The sequence below is a fragment of the Campylobacter concisus genome (genome assembly GCF_002912425.1).
Classification (GTDB): Bacteria; Campylobacterota; Campylobacteria; order Campylobacterales; family Campylobacteraceae; genus Campylobacter_A; species Campylobacter_A concisus_AH.
This window is the reverse complement of sequence record NZ_POYR01000169.1, coordinates 1-17,494: the sequence shown is the minus strand read 5'-3', so window position 1 is coordinate 17,494 and position 17,494 is coordinate 1. Positions and strand designations below refer to the sequence as shown.

Here is a 17,494-nt window from a genome sequence, read left to right as displayed (position 1 = left end):
CACATATTAAAATAATGTAACTATATTGTACCTAGGTACAATTTACAATTTCTCCTAATAGTTATAAAATAATGCCAAAATTAATTTAGCCCAAAAGGAATGAACATGGCAAAGAAATTAGGCACAATCAAGTCTATATCGGGTTCTGCTGAGGTTATCGCAGTAGATAAAAGTGGTAACCAAAGGGTACTAAAAGTTGGTAATAGCCTTTATGAAGGTGAGACGGTAAAAACAACTTCAGCTGATTCTAAGGTTGTGATAGCGACAAATAATGGAAAAGAGCTATCAATGATCGGTGAAGATACACTAAGTCTCGATCCAAAGGCAACTGCTGCTGATTCACAAGTAGCGGCACTTCAAAAAGCATTGTTAAATGGTGCAAATTTAGAAGATCTAGAAGAGACAGCAGCTGGTGGCAATAGCGGTGGTCGTGGTGATGGCATGAGCCTTGGCGAGACAAGATTTGAGCATGGCGGACACTACTCAAACATAAGTGCTAGCACAAGCGCGATCAATCCTTTGGGCGCTGCATCTTTTGCAGGTCCAGTTGAGGGTAAAAGTGGCGGTTTAGATAGCGGTCGTGGCGGTAGTGATGGCGATACAGCAGGCGCTGGTACTACTATCGATCCAGAAACCACTAGAAAACCAAGCAACCCAGAAATTAAATTCCCAGAAGATACAAACAAAGATGGCAAAATTTCTGATGATGAAAACAAAGCTGGTGACAAAGATGCTGGTAAAACAACAGTAGAAGTTACTATACCAAAAGATGGTTCAGTAAAACCAGGTGATAAAGTAGTTGTTACTGATGACAATGGCAAAAAGACTGAAAAACCAATCAACCAAGATGATATCGATAAAGGTAAGATTGATATCCCAGTTGATCTAAACCCAGGTAAAGATAACAATGTAACAGCAGAGATCATCAATCCAAATAACCCTAACAACCCAGGCAAGGATAGCAAGGTGATAGGTGAAGCTTCAAACACTGTTAAAGTAACAATTGATGAGATCATTGATGATGTTAAGGGCTATGGAGAAGATACTAAAGTTGGTAACGTTCTTGATGTAAAAGGTCATCTAACAAATGATAACCTACCAACATTCAAAGGTAGTGCAGCACCAGGCGCAACAGTAGAAATTTATGAGAGCTTCTACACAACTACAGAAAAAACTCTAGTTGGTAAAACAGTAGCTGACGCTAATGGCAAATGGAGCTTTACTCCAACTGAAGCTATGGGTGATGGAGAGCACTACTTTGAAGCAGTTGCCACAGATAAAGTAGGCAATAAATCAACATCTGATAGAGTTTCACTTGATGTTGATACATTTGCAGATGCTCCTGTAATAGACGCTGTAAATGACAATGTAGATAGCCAAACTGGTAACGTTTTAGACGCTAAAACAAAAGTTGCTCTAACAAACGACAGCACACCAACTCTTGAAGGATATGCTGAGCCTGATTCAGTTATCACTATCTATGAAATTAGTGAGCTAAATGGTGAGAAAACAGCTATAGGAACAGTCACAGCTGATAATCATGGTGGTTGGAAATTTGAACTACCTGAACTAGGAGATGGTGAGTATAAATATACTACAAGAGCACAAGATAAAGCAGGAAATATCTCAGACTTCTCAGAGGTTGTAGTAGTTAATGCTGATCTAATAGCTCCATCAGAACCAACAATCACATTTGTTGAAGATGTAAATCCAAAAGATGGCAAGCTAAATAAAGCTGAAAATGGCAAAGATGGCGATAGCACTAGCACAAAAGCTCAAATTTCTGTCCCAGGTGATGCTGAAGAAAATGATGTGATCCACTACACTATAAATGGTGAGGAAAAAACACATACTATTACTTACAATGACAGAGTAACTGGATATGTAGAGGTAAAAGTACCAGTAGTTGATGGTAAAGCTTCAAGCGTAACAGCTAAGATCGTTGATCAAGCTGGTAATGCAAGCAAAGAAGTATCTAGCAGCATAGACTCAGACTTTACAGCTCCAAATGTCAAGATCACAGGAATCATTGATAACGTAGAGGGTGGTGTATATAAAGGCAATGTTGCAGGTACTAACACAAACGACAACAAGCCAACCATAAAAGGTACAGCTGATGCAAATCAAGAAGTAGTTCTCTATGATAATAATAAAGAGTTTGGTAGAGCTACAGCTGACAAAGATGGCAACTGGGAATTTAAACCAAGCGACTATAAAGAGCCACTAGCAGATCTTGTTGGTCGTGTTCACGTTATAAAAGCAGTAGTGACAGATGCAGCTGGCAATACTAGCGAAGCAACTTCTGCACTAGAAGTTGATACAACTATCGGTGCTCCAAAAGTATCTATCAAAGAAGATGCAGATAACAATGGAGTTCTAAGCGTAGAAGAAGCTAAGAATTTAAAAGATAGTAAGATCCACTGGGAAGTAGAGATACCAAAAGATGGCACTGTAAGCGCAGGTGATGTTCTTCAAGTACTTGGAAAAGATGGTAAATGGAAGATCGAAAAAGTCTTATCAAATGACGATCTAGGTAAAAGCTTTGAATATGAAGCAACTTTATCAGGAAAACACTTCGAAAGCCCAAGCTATAGAATAGTCGACCTAGTTGGTAACCAAAGCACAGCTATACATGCTAACGTGCAACTTGACAGCGAATTTAGCAGAAAACCAAGTAACCCAGAAATTAAATTCCCAGAAGATACAAACAAAGATGGCAAAATTTCTGATGATGAAAACAAAGCTGGTGACAAAGATGCTGGTAAAACAACAGTAGAAGTTACTATACCAAAAGATGGTTCAGTAAAACCAGGTGATAAAGTAGTTGTTACTGATGACAATGGCAAAAAGACTGAAAAACCAATCAACCAAGATGATATCGATAAAGGTAAGATTGATATCCCAGTTGATCTAAACCCAGGTAAAGATAACAATGTAACAGCAGAGATCATCAATCCAAATAACCCTAACAACCCAGGCAAGGATAGCAAGGTGATAGGCGAAGATAGTGAGAATACTAAAGCTCCAGAAGCTCCAGTAATCACAGAAGTAATTGATGATCAAAGGGGCGGTAAATTTAACGAAGACGTCAAAGGTGGCTTAACAAATGATAGCACGCCTACATTTAAAGGTACAGCAAAACCAGGTACAACCATCACTCTTAAAAATGGCAATGATGTTATCGCTGATAATATCCCTGTAAAAACTGATGGTAGCTGGGAATTTACTATAAAAACTCCACTTGCTCAGGGTGATTACAGTATAACAGCAACTGCAACAAATGCAGCTGGTAAAGTAAGCGCTCCTTCAGATGCTGCAACTATCAAGATTGATCTTCACTCTGATGAACCAGTCATCACTGAGATCATTGATAATGTGGCTGGTGGCGTAGTAAATGGTGATGTTAAGGGTGGCTTAACAAACGACAATACTCCAACTCTAAAAGGCACAGCTGAGCCATTTGCGACTGTTGAGATCAAGATTGATGGTAGAGGTAGTTATAGATTTGAGAATGGTGAAGTTATCAGCAACTGGACTGCAGTAGCTGATAAAGATGGTAACTGGGAATTTACAACACCTAAACTAAGCGATGGACACCATAACTTCGAAGCTCAAGCGACTGACGTAGCTGGTAACAATAGCCAACCATCTGCTCTAGTAAGCATAGACGTTGATACTAATATCGATGCTCCAGTCATCACTGCAGTAACAGATAACTGGTGGGGCGGTGTTGAAAATGGCGGAAATATACTTGGCGTAAATGACGGCTTTACAAATGATACTACACCGACATTTAAAGGCAAAGCTGAGGCTGGCTCAACTATCGTTCTTAAAAATGGCAATGACATTATTAACAAAGACATCATTGTAAAAGCTGATGCTGATGGTAACTGGGAATTTACTCCAAAATCTCCACTTGCTGAGGGTGAGTATAATGTAGTAGCTATCGCAACTGATAAAGCTGGTAATGTTAGCAATCCATCAAATGTTGCAACTGTAAATGTTGATATAAGCACTACACAGCCAGTTATAACTGAGATCATCGATGATGTTGCTGGTGGTGTTGTAGGTAATGTTAAAAATGCTCTTACAAATGACAACTTGCCAACACTAAAAGGTACGGCTGAGGCATTCTCAACTGTTAAGATAATGGTAGATGATAAACTAGTATTTAAAGATGGCAAAGAAGTAACAGTTACAGCTGATAAAGACGGCAACTGGGAATATACATTTGAGGCAAATTTAAACTGGGGTGGCGAAGTACATGCTGCACTAGAAGATGGAGTACATACTCTTAAAGTTCAAACAACCGATAGAGCAGGCAATAGAAGTGCTGTATCAGAGTGGTCAAGTGTAGATGTTGATACAACTATTGGTGCTCCAACAGTTAAGATAACAACTGATATAAATAGCGACAAGAAGATAGATATAGCTGATGCTTCAGCTCTAAAAGATGGCAAGCTTAAATGGGTTATCGACATCCCAGAAAATACTGTAAAAGTAGGTGATAGGGTTCAAATTCTTGGAAGCGACGCTAAAACTTGGACAGATATCTTTAAAGTAACTGCGCAAGATATAGCTAAAGGCTTTATAGAAAGAGATGAATTTAGCATCGATATGCCAAAATCAAGAGGCTTCCAAACTCCATCTTATAGACTAGTCGATGATGCAGGTAATGTAAGTGAAGGTTCTATGGATGCAGTAAAAATAGTAGGTTTTGCTCCAAAAGCTCCAACTATCATAGCAGTTTTAGATAATGAGTATGGCATAGATCCAAAGAACCCAACCGACATAAACGCTGGAGATACAACTGGCAATGTCTTGGAGGGTACTATAGCTATAACAAATGACAAAACCCCTACGTTGATAGGTAAAGCTGAGGCTGGTACAACCATCACTCTTAAAAATGGCGATACAGTAATCGCTGAAAAAATCCCAGTGGATGCTAACGGTAATTGGCACTACGAACCAGAGGAGAATTCTCCATGGGCTGATGGCGACTATGAGATAAAAGCAATTGCTAAAAATGTATTTGGCAAAGAGAGTGAGTCTTCAAGCCCAATCACTGTAACAGTTGATACTACAGGGCCTGAGGTAACTTTGACAAGTATCGAAGATAGTGTAAAAACTAACGATGTGGTTGATTTTACAGGAAATGTCAAAGATAAGTTTACAAATGATAACACTCCACTTCTAAAAGGCACAGCAGAGGCTGGATCTGTAATCATCATAAAATATGGTGAGCATCATGAGAATGTGGTTACCACTAAAGCTGATAAAAATGGTCATTGGGAATACAAGATCACTAATCCTCTTAGCGATGGTGAGCATATAATCTCATACCAAGCAGTAGATAAAGCTGGTAACACTAGCCTTGAATATGTAGCTAATGTAACAGTCGATACTAAGATAGCAGATGCGAAAGTTGAGTTTATCGAAGATACAAACAATGACGGTAAATTTAGCTGGAAAGAAAATATAGAAAATCCTAATATCGGACGCATGGCTTGGAAGGCAATCATTCCACAAGATGGTTCGATAAAAGAAGGTGACATTTTCCACTACAGATGGGGTAGCCAAGATAGCTGGCATTCACGTGAGATAAAACAATCTGATATAGAAAGAGGCTTCATAGGTGAGAAAGTACAAAATCAATACGAGCAAGGCCAACCAAATGCAGGCAAACCTTTAGCATTTGGCGCAAATGCTAATGGACGTGTATATGAAGCTGAAGCATACTTTAGCGATGCAGCTGGCAATCAAGGCAAAGTAGGTAGCGATAAAGTAGTATTTGACTTTAGCGATAAGCCAGCTGATCCTGTTAAAAATATAAAGATCAATGCTGAAGCTATCTATGGAGATAATGATACAGGCTTATGGCTAGAAGGACACGGACCAGTACTAAAAGCTTCTACTGAGTTGCAACCACAGATAAATGGCAATGATAACTATGAGATAGATGTCAAAACTATAACTCATAAATCAGAATTTACACTTGGTTCTGGTGATGATGTAGTAAATATCCATAAGAGCGATAACGGCTGGGGCTGGATAAACATGGACTCTAAGATAGATCTAGGCGATGGCAATAATAGATTAATTGTAGCTGCAGACCTTGATAGCTCTACTGTTATATCTGGCAAAGGTGATGACTATATAGAGATCAAAGACGATGTTGCTAATGGTGCTAAGATTATCACAGGTGCAGGTAATGACACTGTGATAGTAGGAGATACAGTAGCAAATACTATATTTACCAAAGTTGGAATTTCAACTGGCGATGGCAACGATAGCGTAACTATCAAAGGCAATGCTATAGATAAAGCTAAGATAGATCTAGGCAATGGCGATGATACTCTAACCATCAAAGCAGCACACGTTATAGGCGGCGTAGATGACAAAGGTGCCCTTGATGGTGGCAAAGGCTATGATAAGCTAATCATCTCTAGCCCAGAAGATACCATAGATCTAAAACATGTTTCATATCATGCTAAGAATTTTGAAGAGCTTGATATATCTGGTGCTAAAAACACTACTCTAAAAGTTGGCATCAATGATGTCCTAGATATGACTGATGACAAACATACGCTAAAAATCACAGGCGATAAAGGCGACACAGTTGATCTAAAAGAGGACGTTAAAGGCAGCGGATGGCATCAAGGTGCTTCAGAAGATGGTTACACAACATATACAAACAACACCGTAACTATTCAAATCAAAGACGAGATCCACGTTATCTAGTCTAAAAATATAAGCAGGGCAGGAGAGTCTGCCTTGCTTTGAATTTGTTTGCGGTGAAGGGAGTTTGTATGCAAAGCGAGAAGACAAAAAATTTACTTGATGAAGTAAATGAAACAATAGATTTTATATTTAGAACCTGTAACAGAAATGGCGGCACGAAAAAGGCTTTAGAAGATAAAAAGCTAAGTAGAGAAATTTTAAAAGATAAATTTCAATCGATCTTTTCAAAATTTGGCCAGATAGATGAGGCTAGTTTTAAGAGTGCGATCCTCGCAAATGAGGAAGCAAAAGAGCTAAACGAGATAGCGATGGCTCTTGAGATAGACAAAGATGTAAGCTTGCTAGAGCTAGAGCGAGCGATAAATTTTGACCTAACTAGCGTCAAAGAAGAAATTTATAAATTTCAAAACAATATCCGATAAAAATGGTGTGAGAGGGGGTCTCACACCAAAATTTAATAACTAAACACTTCTGGATCGATAACCATCGCTCTATAAGCGACATCATCTCTTGATGCAGAATCCACATCCATTTCAAATTTTATATCATTTGTCTTTGGGTCGATCTCAACTAAGACCATCTTGATAGTCTTATCAGGGCGGAGTAAATTTACATTTGAGCTTGAGATAAAGTAGGTGTTTTTATCTTTTTGCCACTCGACGTTGCTAGTGACTGCACTATAAAAGTCAAATCCACGCTCCTTGCCAAACTGCCAAGTCTGCTCAACCGTGCCCTTTTTCTCATCTATCTTGTATTCAACCGCACGAGAGTATTTGTCCTCTTTAAAGGCTGGCTGCTCCATGCCTCTGCCATCGCCATTGTCAAAGACGCTTAGGTGTTTTACGCTACCTTTGTTGTCATATCTTGGTGTTAGCCATGCGGTGTGCTGCGTCCATGACCAGTCAAATTCGCCTTCGCATTTTGAGTTTTCACATTTTATCTTATTGCCTTTGCTATCAACCGGAGTTAACACTTTTGCTTTAAAGTCCTCGCTCCAGCCCTCAGGAGAGGCTAGTATCCATTTTACTTTCTTGTCGCGTCCTATCTTTACGATGCCTTGGTGACGAAGCGAAAGGATGATGCTATCATCGCTCTCATCGTATGAGATCGAATTTACATGTGCCCAGTTTCTGCCTGTGCCAGTGGAGGTGACATCGCCAAATGGCTGATCGTCGCTTATCTTGATCTCTTTTGCGTCCATATCGATGTTTAGGCAAACAGCCCTAGCATCAAGCGCTTTTATGAGGTTGCTGCGGTAGACGTTGTTGCCAAAAATTTCATTTAGATCCCACTCTTCGACCACCTTGCCGGTGTTATCGACCTCGATGATGTGGTCTCTTATGGTGTGAGAAATTTTGCCATTTTTGTGGTGGTAGTTGTATTTTGCTACTCTAAGAAGTGCGTGATCATCTTTTAGTGGCATCACCTCGTGGCTTAGATCGATGTAGCCTCTAGGTAGCGGGCGGTTGTAAATTTCTTTTCCCATTAGATCATATCTAAGATATCTTTGAGCCATGCCAAAGCTGATGTCGCCGTTTTTGAGCTGATGAAATCCCATCATCATGCCTCCATCCATCACTCTTCTCTCGCTGCGGTCGTAAAATTTCTGATAGTCAAGATACCATCTGACCTCGCCCTTGGTATCTACGATGTAGTTTTCGGTAAAGTCGTTCCAGCTAGCAGCTCCACCATTTTTCCAATCAAGCGGTTTATAGACGCTTGTAATTGTGTTGTTTATGAGATAGAGCCTGTTTTTAAAGGCAGGATCGACCTTTTTGACGTGAGTTTTTTGCATGTGGGAGAACCTAAAATCACGGCTATATGTGACGATAGGTTGGGCGTAAATTTTATATGTCTCAACCTTTTTAGCTCCGTTAAATGTATAACTAAGCACGACCTCGTTTAGATAGTCAGGATAAAGTCCCCAAATAGGCACGCCATCATGCGTGAGCAAGGCATGTTCTGAGACGTTGTAGTCGATATCTATGCCGCTATCTGGCTTGCCCTTTACTTTGACGTGGATATCTTTGATGTCCTTGCCAGCTCTATCGATGATAGCAGTTAGCGGCGATACATCGTAGGGGTTTATAAAGACTGAGCCAAGCTCTCCTTGAACCTTTACTTGATGAGCCAAGACTCCAGCGTTTAGTGGAGTACTAAAGCCAAAACCACTCACCAAAACAGCCGCAAGGGCAACTGAACCTAAGAAATTCTTGCTCATTTTCGCTCCTTTGTGAAATTTAATGATATCTTACTACCCAAATTTCACGCAAAACTAACGCTTATATAAAAAGATGCTTAAGTAAATTTATAAAGAAGTGGTTTTAAAGGGTGAAAATAAAAAGAAGAATTTAGGAGCAAATGCCCCTAAATTTTAGTTATTTGAGTCAAATTTCTTAAGAGAAAAGAGAACAAATTTGTAGCTAATAAATAGCGTTACTGGCCAAAGTATCAAAAAAATTCCTGCTTCTAACATCTTTTATCCTTAGTATGCGTGATGATCGTTTTTGATCTCATCTTGCGTGATCTTCTTGCTATCTATCGCTCTCCAGACGATGAAGATATAAGCAAGCACTACTGGCACTAGTAAGCTAACATATGCCATAACGCCAAGTGTGTAGTGGCTAGAGCTTGCATTTTTGATAGTTAGCGAGCTAGAAAGGTCGCTAAATGACGGATAAAATGCAGTGCCATTTAGTCCTGTTATCAAAAATAGCGCGGTTACAGCAAGCGTTACACCAACGCCATAAGCAAAAATTCCGCGGATACTTTTTGTAAATGCTCCTTGGAAAATTCCAACAAGCACCAAAAGCACGCCAACAAGTAGCAGTGCGCCAGCGATAGGCATCTCGATCAAATTTATAGCGTATTTGTAAGGCATAAGGCTAACTACGCCGTTTGCGTCGTATGCAAAGCCATCTTTTGTAAGTATCCAAGCAAGAAAGCCTAAGAAAAATGGCAAGAATAGCACGGTGTTGATAATTAGCTGTTTTCTGGCGTTTTGTATAAATTCGCCATCAGCGATGTTGTTTATAAGATATAAGCAGCCACCTACGCGAGATAAGAAAAACATAGCTATACCAAGTAAGTATAAGTAAGGATTTGCCAATGCTTCAAGACCGCGAAATGGAGTCTTCCACTCGACAAAGTTATGCTCATTTAGCACAAAGTCACTGCCGCTAAAAAATGTACTAACCGCCATACCAATAAGGATAACACCAAGTGAGCCATTTATGAAAAGGAAAATTTCATAAGTTTTAGCACCCAAGAAGTTATCAGGCTTTTTGCGGTACTCGTAGCTTACAGCTTGGATGATAAAGCAAAATAAAATAGCCAGCCAAACCCAGTAAGCGCCACCAAAGCTAGTAGCGTAAAATAGCGGGAATGCCGCAAAGCACGCGCCACCAAACATAACAAGTGTCGTAAATGTAAGCTCCCATTTTCTACCGATAGAATTTATGAGCATATCTTTTTTAAGCTCGTCCTTGCCAAGGCTAAAGATGAGCGTTTGGCCGCCTTGAACAAACATCATAAATACCAAAAGTCCGCCAAGAAGGCTAACTATAAACCACCAATAAATTTGTAAATTTTCTAAGCTTAAACTATGCATGATCGTTAAATCCTATCTTTATTTGCTTAAGCATGATCTTGATCTCGGCAATTAGCAAGACCGTAAATAAAACAGCAAATAATATAAATGAAATTTTGACATTTGAGTCAGATAAATTTGTAGCTCCGACACCAACGGTCATGAGATCTTGTATCGCCCATGGCTGACGGCCGACCTCTGCTACTATCCAGCCAGCCTCAGCTGCGATGTAGCCAAGCGGTATGGTAAAGAGGCAGATCCACAAAAACGCTCTTATGTTTTCAAATTTATATTTTCTTGAGAGATTTAGATAAAGAGTGATAGCAAAAAGAGCTATGAAATATGTGCCAAGTGCGACCATGATGTGGAAGCTATAAAATGTAAGTGCAACTGGTGGCACAGCATCTTTTGCGTCCTTAAGATAGCCATATCCTAAGAAATTTAGGTTGCTTTCTAAATTTGAAAGTGAGCTTTTCATCAAGCTCTCGTCATTTGCTTTTTTAGCCTCTTTGTAGTTTTTAAGAGCTTCGATAGCTACTTTGCCCTTTGCCATCTTCTCTTCTACGCTTATTAGATTGTGCTCGCTGTTACCATAAAGTAGGTCGTTTATGCCTGGTGTAAATGAGTCAAGCTCTCTGTTTGCCATGATGCCAAGTGCGTAAGGCACCTTTATCTCAAGCAAAAAGGCATCGCTCTCATCGCCAAGCTTTTTAGCCGGGTTTAAAATGCCAGCTGCAACTAGGCCAGCGTTTTTCTCGCCATTGTAAAGTCCCTCCATGGCTGCAAGTTTCATAGGCTGCTTTTGAGCTGCAAGATATGCGCTCTCATCGCCGCTAAGTAGCAAAAATGCCGAAGTGATAAGACCAAATGCGCTAGCAACGACAATACTTTTTTTAGCAAGCAAGATGTGGCGTTTTTGGATCAAAAACCAAGCAGAAATTCCTATCACAAAAAGAGCTGAGATGGTGTAGCCGCTAGTTACTGTGTGTAAAAATTTAGTGATACCAAGTGGATTTAGCGCGACTTCGAAGAAATTTTGCATCTCCATTCTAGCGGTATCTGGGTTAAATTTCATGCCTATTGGATACTGCATCCAGCCATTTGCGATCAATATCCAAAGTGCGCTTAAATTTGAACCGATCGCAACAAGCCAAGTTGAAAATAGGTGAAATTTCTTGCTAACTTTATCCCAGCCAAAAAACATAATGGCAAAAAATGTACTCTCCATGAAAAATGCTAGCAAGCCTTCAATCGCAAGTGGAGCGCCAAAGATGTCGCCTACAAACCAGCTGTAGTTTGCCCAGTTTGTACCAAACTCAAACTCCATGATGATGCCAGTAGCTACACCGATAGCGAAATTTATACCAAAGAGCTTTAGCCAAAATTTCGTTATCTCAAGCCAAGCCTTATCGCCAGTTTTAACATATATCGTCTCCATAATGGCGATGATAAAACTTAGCCCCAACGTAAGCGGGACAAACAAAAAGTGGTAAATGGCAGTCAGCGCAAACTGAGCCCTAGACCAATCAACAAAATCCATCTCAGACATTTTATTCCTTTATTAAATTACGAATTACAAATTCGCTTTTTTCTTCGTCGGTTTGAAATTTGGTATTAAGAGTCTCGTCAAAGATGAAGACCTTTAATATCCCAAACATAATGATAAGCTTTATCGCTATGAGAAGCCATAGTTTCTTGCCTATTTTCATATTTTTAAAGCCGTCTATATACAAAGAGGCGATGTTTTTTAAGCAGTTTTTAATCATGATGTCGAAGTCTATAACAAAAAAACTTAAAGAATAATTTTTAAAAATTGCAAGATTAATGCCTTACTAAATATTTAAGGGGTATAATCGGCAGATTAAAAAATAACTAAAGTTAAGGAAATTTTGATGGCAAAAGAGACGAAGTATATTTTTATCACAGGTGGCGTTTTAAGCTCACTTGGAAAAGGCATCGCAGCTGCGTCTATCGCGACATTACTTAAAAATTCTGGCTTAAAGGTGAGCGTCTTAAAAGCTGACCCATATATCAATGTAGATCCAGGCACGATGAGCCCACTAGAGCACGGCGAAGTCTTTGTCACAGATGATGGCGCTGAGACTGATCTTGACCTTGGTCACTACGAGAGATTTTTAGATGAGAGCCTAAGTCAGGATAATAACTTCACAACAGGTAGAGTTTATAGCTCAGTTATCGAAAAAGAGCGCCGTGGCGACTACCTTGGAAAGACTATACAAGTGATCCCTCACATCGTTGGCGAGATCGTTGATCGTATCAAAAAAGCAGGCGAGGGCAAAGATGTGCTCATCGTTGAGATCGGCGGAACCGTTGGCGACATCGAGGGCTTGCCATTTTTAGAGGCGATAAGGGCGCTAAGAGTAGAAGTTGGTAAAAAAAGAGCGCTAAATATTCACCTAACGCTCGTGCCATTTATCAAAGTAGCTGGTGAGCTAAAAACAAAGCCAACTCAGCACAGTGTGGGCGAGCTAAGACGCATCGGCATAAGCCCAGATATCATCATCTGCAGATCTGAAATGCCGCTAAACCGCGAGCTAAAAGATAAGATCGCAGCAAGCTGTGGTGTGGAGAAAAACTGCGTTATAGAGAGCTTAGACAGCGCAAGTATCTATCAAATTCCACTTTCATTTTTAAAGCAAGATATCTTAACGCCGATCGCTGAAAATTTAGGCTTTGGCGAGCTAAAACCAGACATGGCAAACTGGGATAGCCTAGTAAAAAGGATCATCGCTCCAACAAACGAAACTACAATCGCCTTTGTAGGCAAATATATCGATCTAAAAGAGAGCTACAAGAGCCTAACTGAGGGCATCATCCATGCTGGAGCAAATTTGGACGCTAGGGTAAATTTACGCTGGATAGATAGTGAAAAGATAGAAGAGAGCAATGTAAATGAGCTTTTAAAAGACGTGGATGGCATCTTAGTAGCTGGCGGCTTTGGAGAAAGAGGCGTTTTAGGCAAGATGCAGGCCATAAAATTTGCTCGTGAAAATAAGATACCTTATCTTGGAATTTGCCTTGGTATGCAGCTAGCGATGATCGAGTTTGCAAGGGATGTTTTGGGCTTAGAAGATGCAAATTCTATGGAATTTAACAAAGAGTGCAAAAATCCTATCATCTATCTAATAGATAGCTTCATCGATGCCCACGGCAAAAAGCAGATAAGAACGCACACAAGCCCACTTGGCGGCACTATGAGGCTAGGTGCTTACAACTGCGACATCAAGCCAAAGACGCTTTTGGCTGAAATTTATGGCAACGCAAAGAGCGTAAAAGAGCGCCACCGCCACCGCTACGAGGCAAATCCAAAATATAAAGAGGTCTTTGAAAAGGCTGGTCTAATAGTAAGTGGTGAAAGCGACGGACTAGTAGAGGCGATCGAGCTAAAAGGCCATCCGTGGTTTGTAGGCGTGCAGTGTCACCCTGAATTTACTAGCCGCTTAACTAGACCAAACCCTGTGATACTAGGCTTTATAAAAGCAAGCTTGGCTAATCACGTAAAATGATAAATTTGGCAAGCTTTCTTGCCAAATTTTCTCTTTAAATTTCTCTCAAATTTATATTAAAAATAAAAGTAAATGTATTATTGATAAAATTTAAATCATTTAAGTATTTTTTAATCTTGCTAAACATACAATGCTTATGCAATCATTTATAAAGGAGAAAAAATGAAAAATTGCGTTTTAAAAAGTGTTTTGGCACTTTCACTTGCTGGCTCATTTGCTTTAGCACAAGGTGGATTTGTCGGAGTTGAGGGTGGCTATGATTTTAGCTCAAAGCTAACAGACGATACTGGTAGCGCAAAGGATAGCAGACCTAATATTGGTATCAAAGGCGGTTATGACTTTGGAGTAGCTAGAGTTTATGGTGGATACTTCTATCATACAGAGGGCAAGAAGAGCAATAAAGGCTCAGTTAATGGTGTTAGTGGCACAATAGATGCAAAATGGACTAATCATAAACTTGTAGTAGGTGGTGATTATACCCCAGCAATAACAGACAACTTTAAACTAATTGCTGGTCTTTATACAGGTATCTCAATTATTGACCTAAATTTAGAAGCTAGATCATCTACTGTAAGAGCTACTTATGACCTTACACAAGCTGGATGGTTATTTGGTGCAAGACTTGGTGCTGAGTATAGTTTTGATGAACACAATGCACTTGAGTTTGGTGTAAAAGCTGATAGATCTTGGTATGACACAGATGAAATTAAAAATCTTAAATCAACAGATATCGGCGCTTACCTAGGCTACACATATAAATTTTAATTTTTGGGGTCTTATGACCCCTTATTTTTACTTAAAATTTCTCTCATTTTTTACTTCAAATTTACAATGGCTAATTTATAAAGAGTATCAATTTAACAAAAGTTTTTTGCCCTAAAAATCTTACTTTCAATGAAAATTATAAGAAATTAAATTTCAAAAAGATATAATCAAAGCATTCAAAATAAAGACGAAAGATTACGATGAAAAAAAAGCATTTTTATTGCCAAAATTTTGGCAGTTTGGGCGTAAATTTAAGTGAGCAAATGGCATTAGTAAAAGTTGGCAGGGCGTCAAAAAGTCCTTGCCAAAGCTATGTTAACTAAAGAGGATATTAGGAATTTACTAGCACGTAGATTTTGTAACGACATACACAAAAAACTTAGTGAAATTCCAACGCCAAGCGCCCTAAAAGATATCTACAAAGGCGCTAATCGCATCAAAGAAGCGATCGAGAGAAACGAACACATCGCTATTGTTGGCGATTATGACGTTGATGGCGTGGTTTCAAGTGTGATTTTAGCCGAGTTTTTTGATGATCTTGGCGTAAAAAACTACCTAGTAAAGATCCCAAACCGCTTTAAGGATGGATACGGCTTAAATCCTGAGATCATCGATGAGCTCGCAAGCGATGTAAGTCTAATAATCACCGTCGATAACGGCATCTCGGCTAATGAAGCAGCTAGCATCTGCAAAGAAAAAGGCATAGATCTTATCATCACAGATCACCACATGCCACCAGCCGTTCTACCAGAAGCCTACGCTATCATCAATCCAAAACAAGAAGACTGTAACTTCCCAAATATCGAAATTTGCGGTGCTGAAGTGGCTTGGTATTTGGTTGGAGCACTAAAGGATGTTTGCAAGCTAAACTACGATATGAGCAAGTTTTTAGAGCTTTTAGCCATCGCGATAATAGCTGATATGATGGAGCTAAGAGACATGAACAGGATGCTTGTTCGCATGGGTATTTGCAAGTTAAATGCCTCGAAACGCTCGGCATTTTGCGTCATAAAAGAGTTTTACGGCAAGGATAAATTTGAGTGTGATGATATCAGCTTTCTTATAGCGCCTCTTATAAATTCAGCCGGACGCATGGACGATGCGATGAATTCATTTAACTTCTTGCGTGCAAAGAGCATCGAAGAGGCTTACAACTACCTTGATACGATCATTGAATTTAACAACTCCAGAAAAGAGGAGGAGCGCCAACTCTTTGAGTGCTCATTAAAGGACGTAAAAGAGGACGATGAGGTCATCATCACCTGGGGCGAGCAGTGGCATGAGGGCGTGATAGGCATCGTGGCCAGCCGCCTGGCAAAGCACTTTGCAAAGCCAGCTATCGTCTTTAGCATCGATAAAGGCCGCGCAAAAGGCAGTGCTAGAAGCGTTGGCAAGCTTGATATCCTATCACTCATCGCAAGCCACGAAGATCTGCTAACAAGCTACGGCGGTCACAAAGGTGCAGCAGGGCTAACGCTTGCGCCTGAAAATTTAGAAAAATTTAAAGAGGCGATAAATAAAAGCTGCTCATGCTTAAACATGCAAGAGTGCAAAAGCTCAGACGAGTTACTTGGCGACATAATGCCAAGCGAGATCGACTTTGAACTACTTGAAATTTTGGAATTTTACGAGCCGTACGGACAGAAAAATCCACGTCCAGTCTTTAAGATAGAAAACGCTGTCGTGAAGAACGAGAGGCTCATAGGTAGGGATCAAAACCACTTAAAACTTATCTTGCAAAAAGACAACAAGACGCTTGAGGCGCTGTTTTTTAACTTCACAAGGCACGTTAGAGTGGGTGAGATGGTGGATATCATCTTTTGCGTATCTAAAAATTCATTCCGCGGGCTTGTTACACCACAGCTTCTTATACGAGAAATTTTATAGCTTTCTGCCTAGTCGTTTGAAATTTAATGACTAGGTATTACTTTTTAATAATTAAAAATTTTATAAATTTATCTTTATAAATCCCTAAGATACGTACTATATAAACAAAATAAATTTATCAATACTTATTTAATATTATAAATTAATAATATTTTAAATAAAAATCCGTAAAATTACATTCACATTATATTTTTAAAGGATTGAAAATGAAAAGTTCATTTTTGAAAGCTAGCATGATTGCATGTGCGGTTTGCTCATTTGCTATGGCAGAGGGAGCATTTATTGGTTACGAGGGCGGATACTCTTTTGCGTCAAACTGGAAAGAGAAAACAACAGACGGCGAGAGCGCAAGTGTTAGAAAAGGTCAATTTAACAGTGGCGTAAAAGCTGGTTATGATTTTGACAGTTTCAGAGCTTATGGTGCTTATTTTTATAGCTTTCAAACAAAAAAACAAATAGAAAATGATGATGACAGATTTACTGTTAAATGGAAAAAACATAGCTTATTAGCTGGAGCCGACTATACTCCAAGCATCACTGAAGATATTAAGCTTGTTTTAGGTGGCTACACTGGCGTATCTAGACTTTTGATAAGTAGAGATGACACAGATCATAAATTCTATGACACAGGATTTGTTTTAGGTGCTAAATTTGGTGCTGAGTACCTACTTGATCAAAATAACATCCTAGAAGCTGGCATGAAAACTGACTACACTTTCTACAAAGCAGACGATGTTAGCAAAGTTAGAGAGAGCAACATCGGTCTTTACGTAGGCTACACTTATAAATTTTAATATTAAACATTCCCTCCTTAAGAAATTTGCGCCCTAGTTTGTGCGCAAATTTATCTCTAGTATTTGTACCATTAAATTTAATATACTTTCCATAAAGGACACAAAATGAATAAAATAAGATTTTCTTTATTTATGCTCATATCTGCTGCCTTTGCACGTGATTTTGATATCGCTTTTCTTCAAGCTGTTGT

At 39.4% G+C, this 17,494-nt stretch carries 10 protein-coding genes; 6 read left to right on the top strand and 4 right to left on the bottom strand.

What is annotated here, in order from left to right:
• Window positions 1-105 precede the first annotated feature (105 nt).
• Both CYP84_RS09100 and CYP84_RS09095 read left to right on the top strand, forming a co-directional pair.
• Window positions 106-6,741 (top strand): retention module-containing protein, encoded by a 6,636-nt coding sequence (locus tag CYP84_RS09100; protein WP_180996409.1) that lies wholly within the window; start codon window positions 106-108, stop codon window positions 6,739-6,741.
• 68 nt (window positions 6,742-6,809) lie between these two features.
• A complete protein-coding gene (locus CYP84_RS09095; protein ID WP_103637331.1) occupies window positions 6,810-7,163 on the top strand; it encodes a hypothetical protein in 354 nt (117 codons plus the stop codon).
• A gap of 32 nt (window positions 7,164-7,195) precedes the next feature.
• Here CYP84_RS09095 and CYP84_RS09090 read toward each other — a convergent pair whose 3' ends face one another.
• The 4 genes from CYP84_RS09090 to CYP84_RS09075 all read right to left on the bottom strand — a co-directional run bounded on the left by CYP84_RS09090 (window position 7,196) and on the right by CYP84_RS09075 (window position 12,096).
• Window positions 7,196-8,962 (bottom strand): aryl-sulfate sulfotransferase, encoded by a 1,767-nt coding sequence (locus CYP84_RS09090; RefSeq protein WP_103637330.1) that lies wholly within the window; start codon window positions 8,960-8,962, stop codon window positions 7,196-7,198.
• A 264-nt stretch (window positions 8,963-9,226) separates the two neighbouring features.
• Complete coding sequence (locus CYP84_RS09085; protein ID WP_258033927.1) at window positions 9,227-10,354, bottom strand: cytochrome d ubiquinol oxidase subunit II; 1,128 nt, start codon at window positions 10,352-10,354, stop codon at window positions 9,227-9,229.
• Complete coding sequence (locus tag CYP84_RS09080; protein ID WP_103637328.1) at window positions 10,344-11,879, bottom strand: cytochrome ubiquinol oxidase subunit I; 1,536 nt, start codon at window positions 11,877-11,879, stop codon at window positions 10,344-10,346. Before CYP84_RS09080 ends, CYP84_RS09085 begins: the two co-directional genes overlap by 11 nt.
• Before the next feature lies 1 nt (window position 11,880).
• Window positions 11,881-12,096, bottom strand: a complete 216-nt coding sequence (locus CYP84_RS09075; RefSeq protein WP_009295224.1) for a DUF4492 domain-containing protein — start codon at window positions 12,094-12,096, stop codon at window positions 11,881-11,883.
• 126 nt (window positions 12,097-12,222) lie between these two features.
• Between CYP84_RS09075 and CYP84_RS09070 the strand changes: the two genes are divergently transcribed.
• The 4 genes from CYP84_RS09070 (at window position 12,223) to CYP84_RS09055 (ending at window position 17,303) form a co-directional block, all read left to right on the top strand.
• Complete coding sequence (locus CYP84_RS09070) at window positions 12,223-13,857, top strand: CTP synthase (RefSeq protein WP_103568212.1); 1,635 nt, start codon at window positions 12,223-12,225, stop codon at window positions 13,855-13,857.
• Between the two features lie 162 nt (window positions 13,858-14,019).
• Window positions 14,020-14,622 carry an outer membrane beta-barrel protein gene (locus CYP84_RS09065; RefSeq protein WP_087583587.1) on the top strand — a complete coding sequence of 201 codons (603 nt, stop codon included), beginning with the start codon at window positions 14,020-14,022 and terminating at the stop codon, window positions 14,620-14,622.
• 312 nt (window positions 14,623-14,934) lie between these two features.
• Entirely contained in the window at window positions 14,935-16,509 is a 1,575-nt protein-coding gene (recJ, locus tag CYP84_RS09060) for a single-stranded-DNA-specific exonuclease RecJ (protein WP_103637327.1), read from the top strand.
• 206 nt (window positions 16,510-16,715) lie between these two features.
• On the top strand, window positions 16,716-17,303 hold the full coding sequence (locus CYP84_RS09055) for a porin family protein (RefSeq protein WP_258033925.1): 588 nt from the start codon (window positions 16,716-16,718) through the stop codon (window positions 17,301-17,303).
• Window positions 17,304-17,494 lie beyond the last annotated feature (191 nt).

Coding starts and splice junctions, on each gene's coding strand:
- CYP84_RS09100 (WP_180996409.1), top strand. CDS start 106: ATGGCAAAGAAATTAGGCACAATCAAGTCTATATCGGGTTCTGCTGAG.
- CYP84_RS09090 (WP_103637330.1), bottom strand. CDS start 8,962: ATGAGCAAGAATTTCTTAGGTTCAGTTGCCCTTGCGGCTGTTTTGGTG.
- CYP84_RS09070 (WP_103568212.1), top strand. CDS start 12,223: ATGGCAAAAGAGACGAAGTATATTTTTATCACAGGTGGCGTTTTAAGC.
- CYP84_RS09065 (WP_087583587.1), top strand. CDS start 14,020: ATGAAAAATTGCGTTTTAAAAAGTGTTTTGGCACTTTCACTTGCTGGC.
- CYP84_RS09080 (WP_103637328.1), bottom strand. CDS start 11,879: ATGTCTGAGATGGATTTTGTTGATTGGTCTAGGGCTCAGTTTGCGCTG.
- CYP84_RS09075 (WP_009295224.1), bottom strand. CDS start 12,096: ATGATTAAAAACTGCTTAAAAAACATCGCCTCTTTGTATATAGACGGC.
- CYP84_RS09055 (WP_258033925.1), top strand. CDS start 16,716: ATGAAAAGTTCATTTTTGAAAGCTAGCATGATTGCATGTGCGGTTTGC.
- CYP84_RS09095 (WP_103637331.1), top strand. CDS start 6,810: ATGCAAAGCGAGAAGACAAAAAATTTACTTGATGAAGTAAATGAAACA.
- recJ (WP_103637327.1), top strand. CDS start 14,935: ATGTTAACTAAAGAGGATATTAGGAATTTACTAGCACGTAGATTTTGT.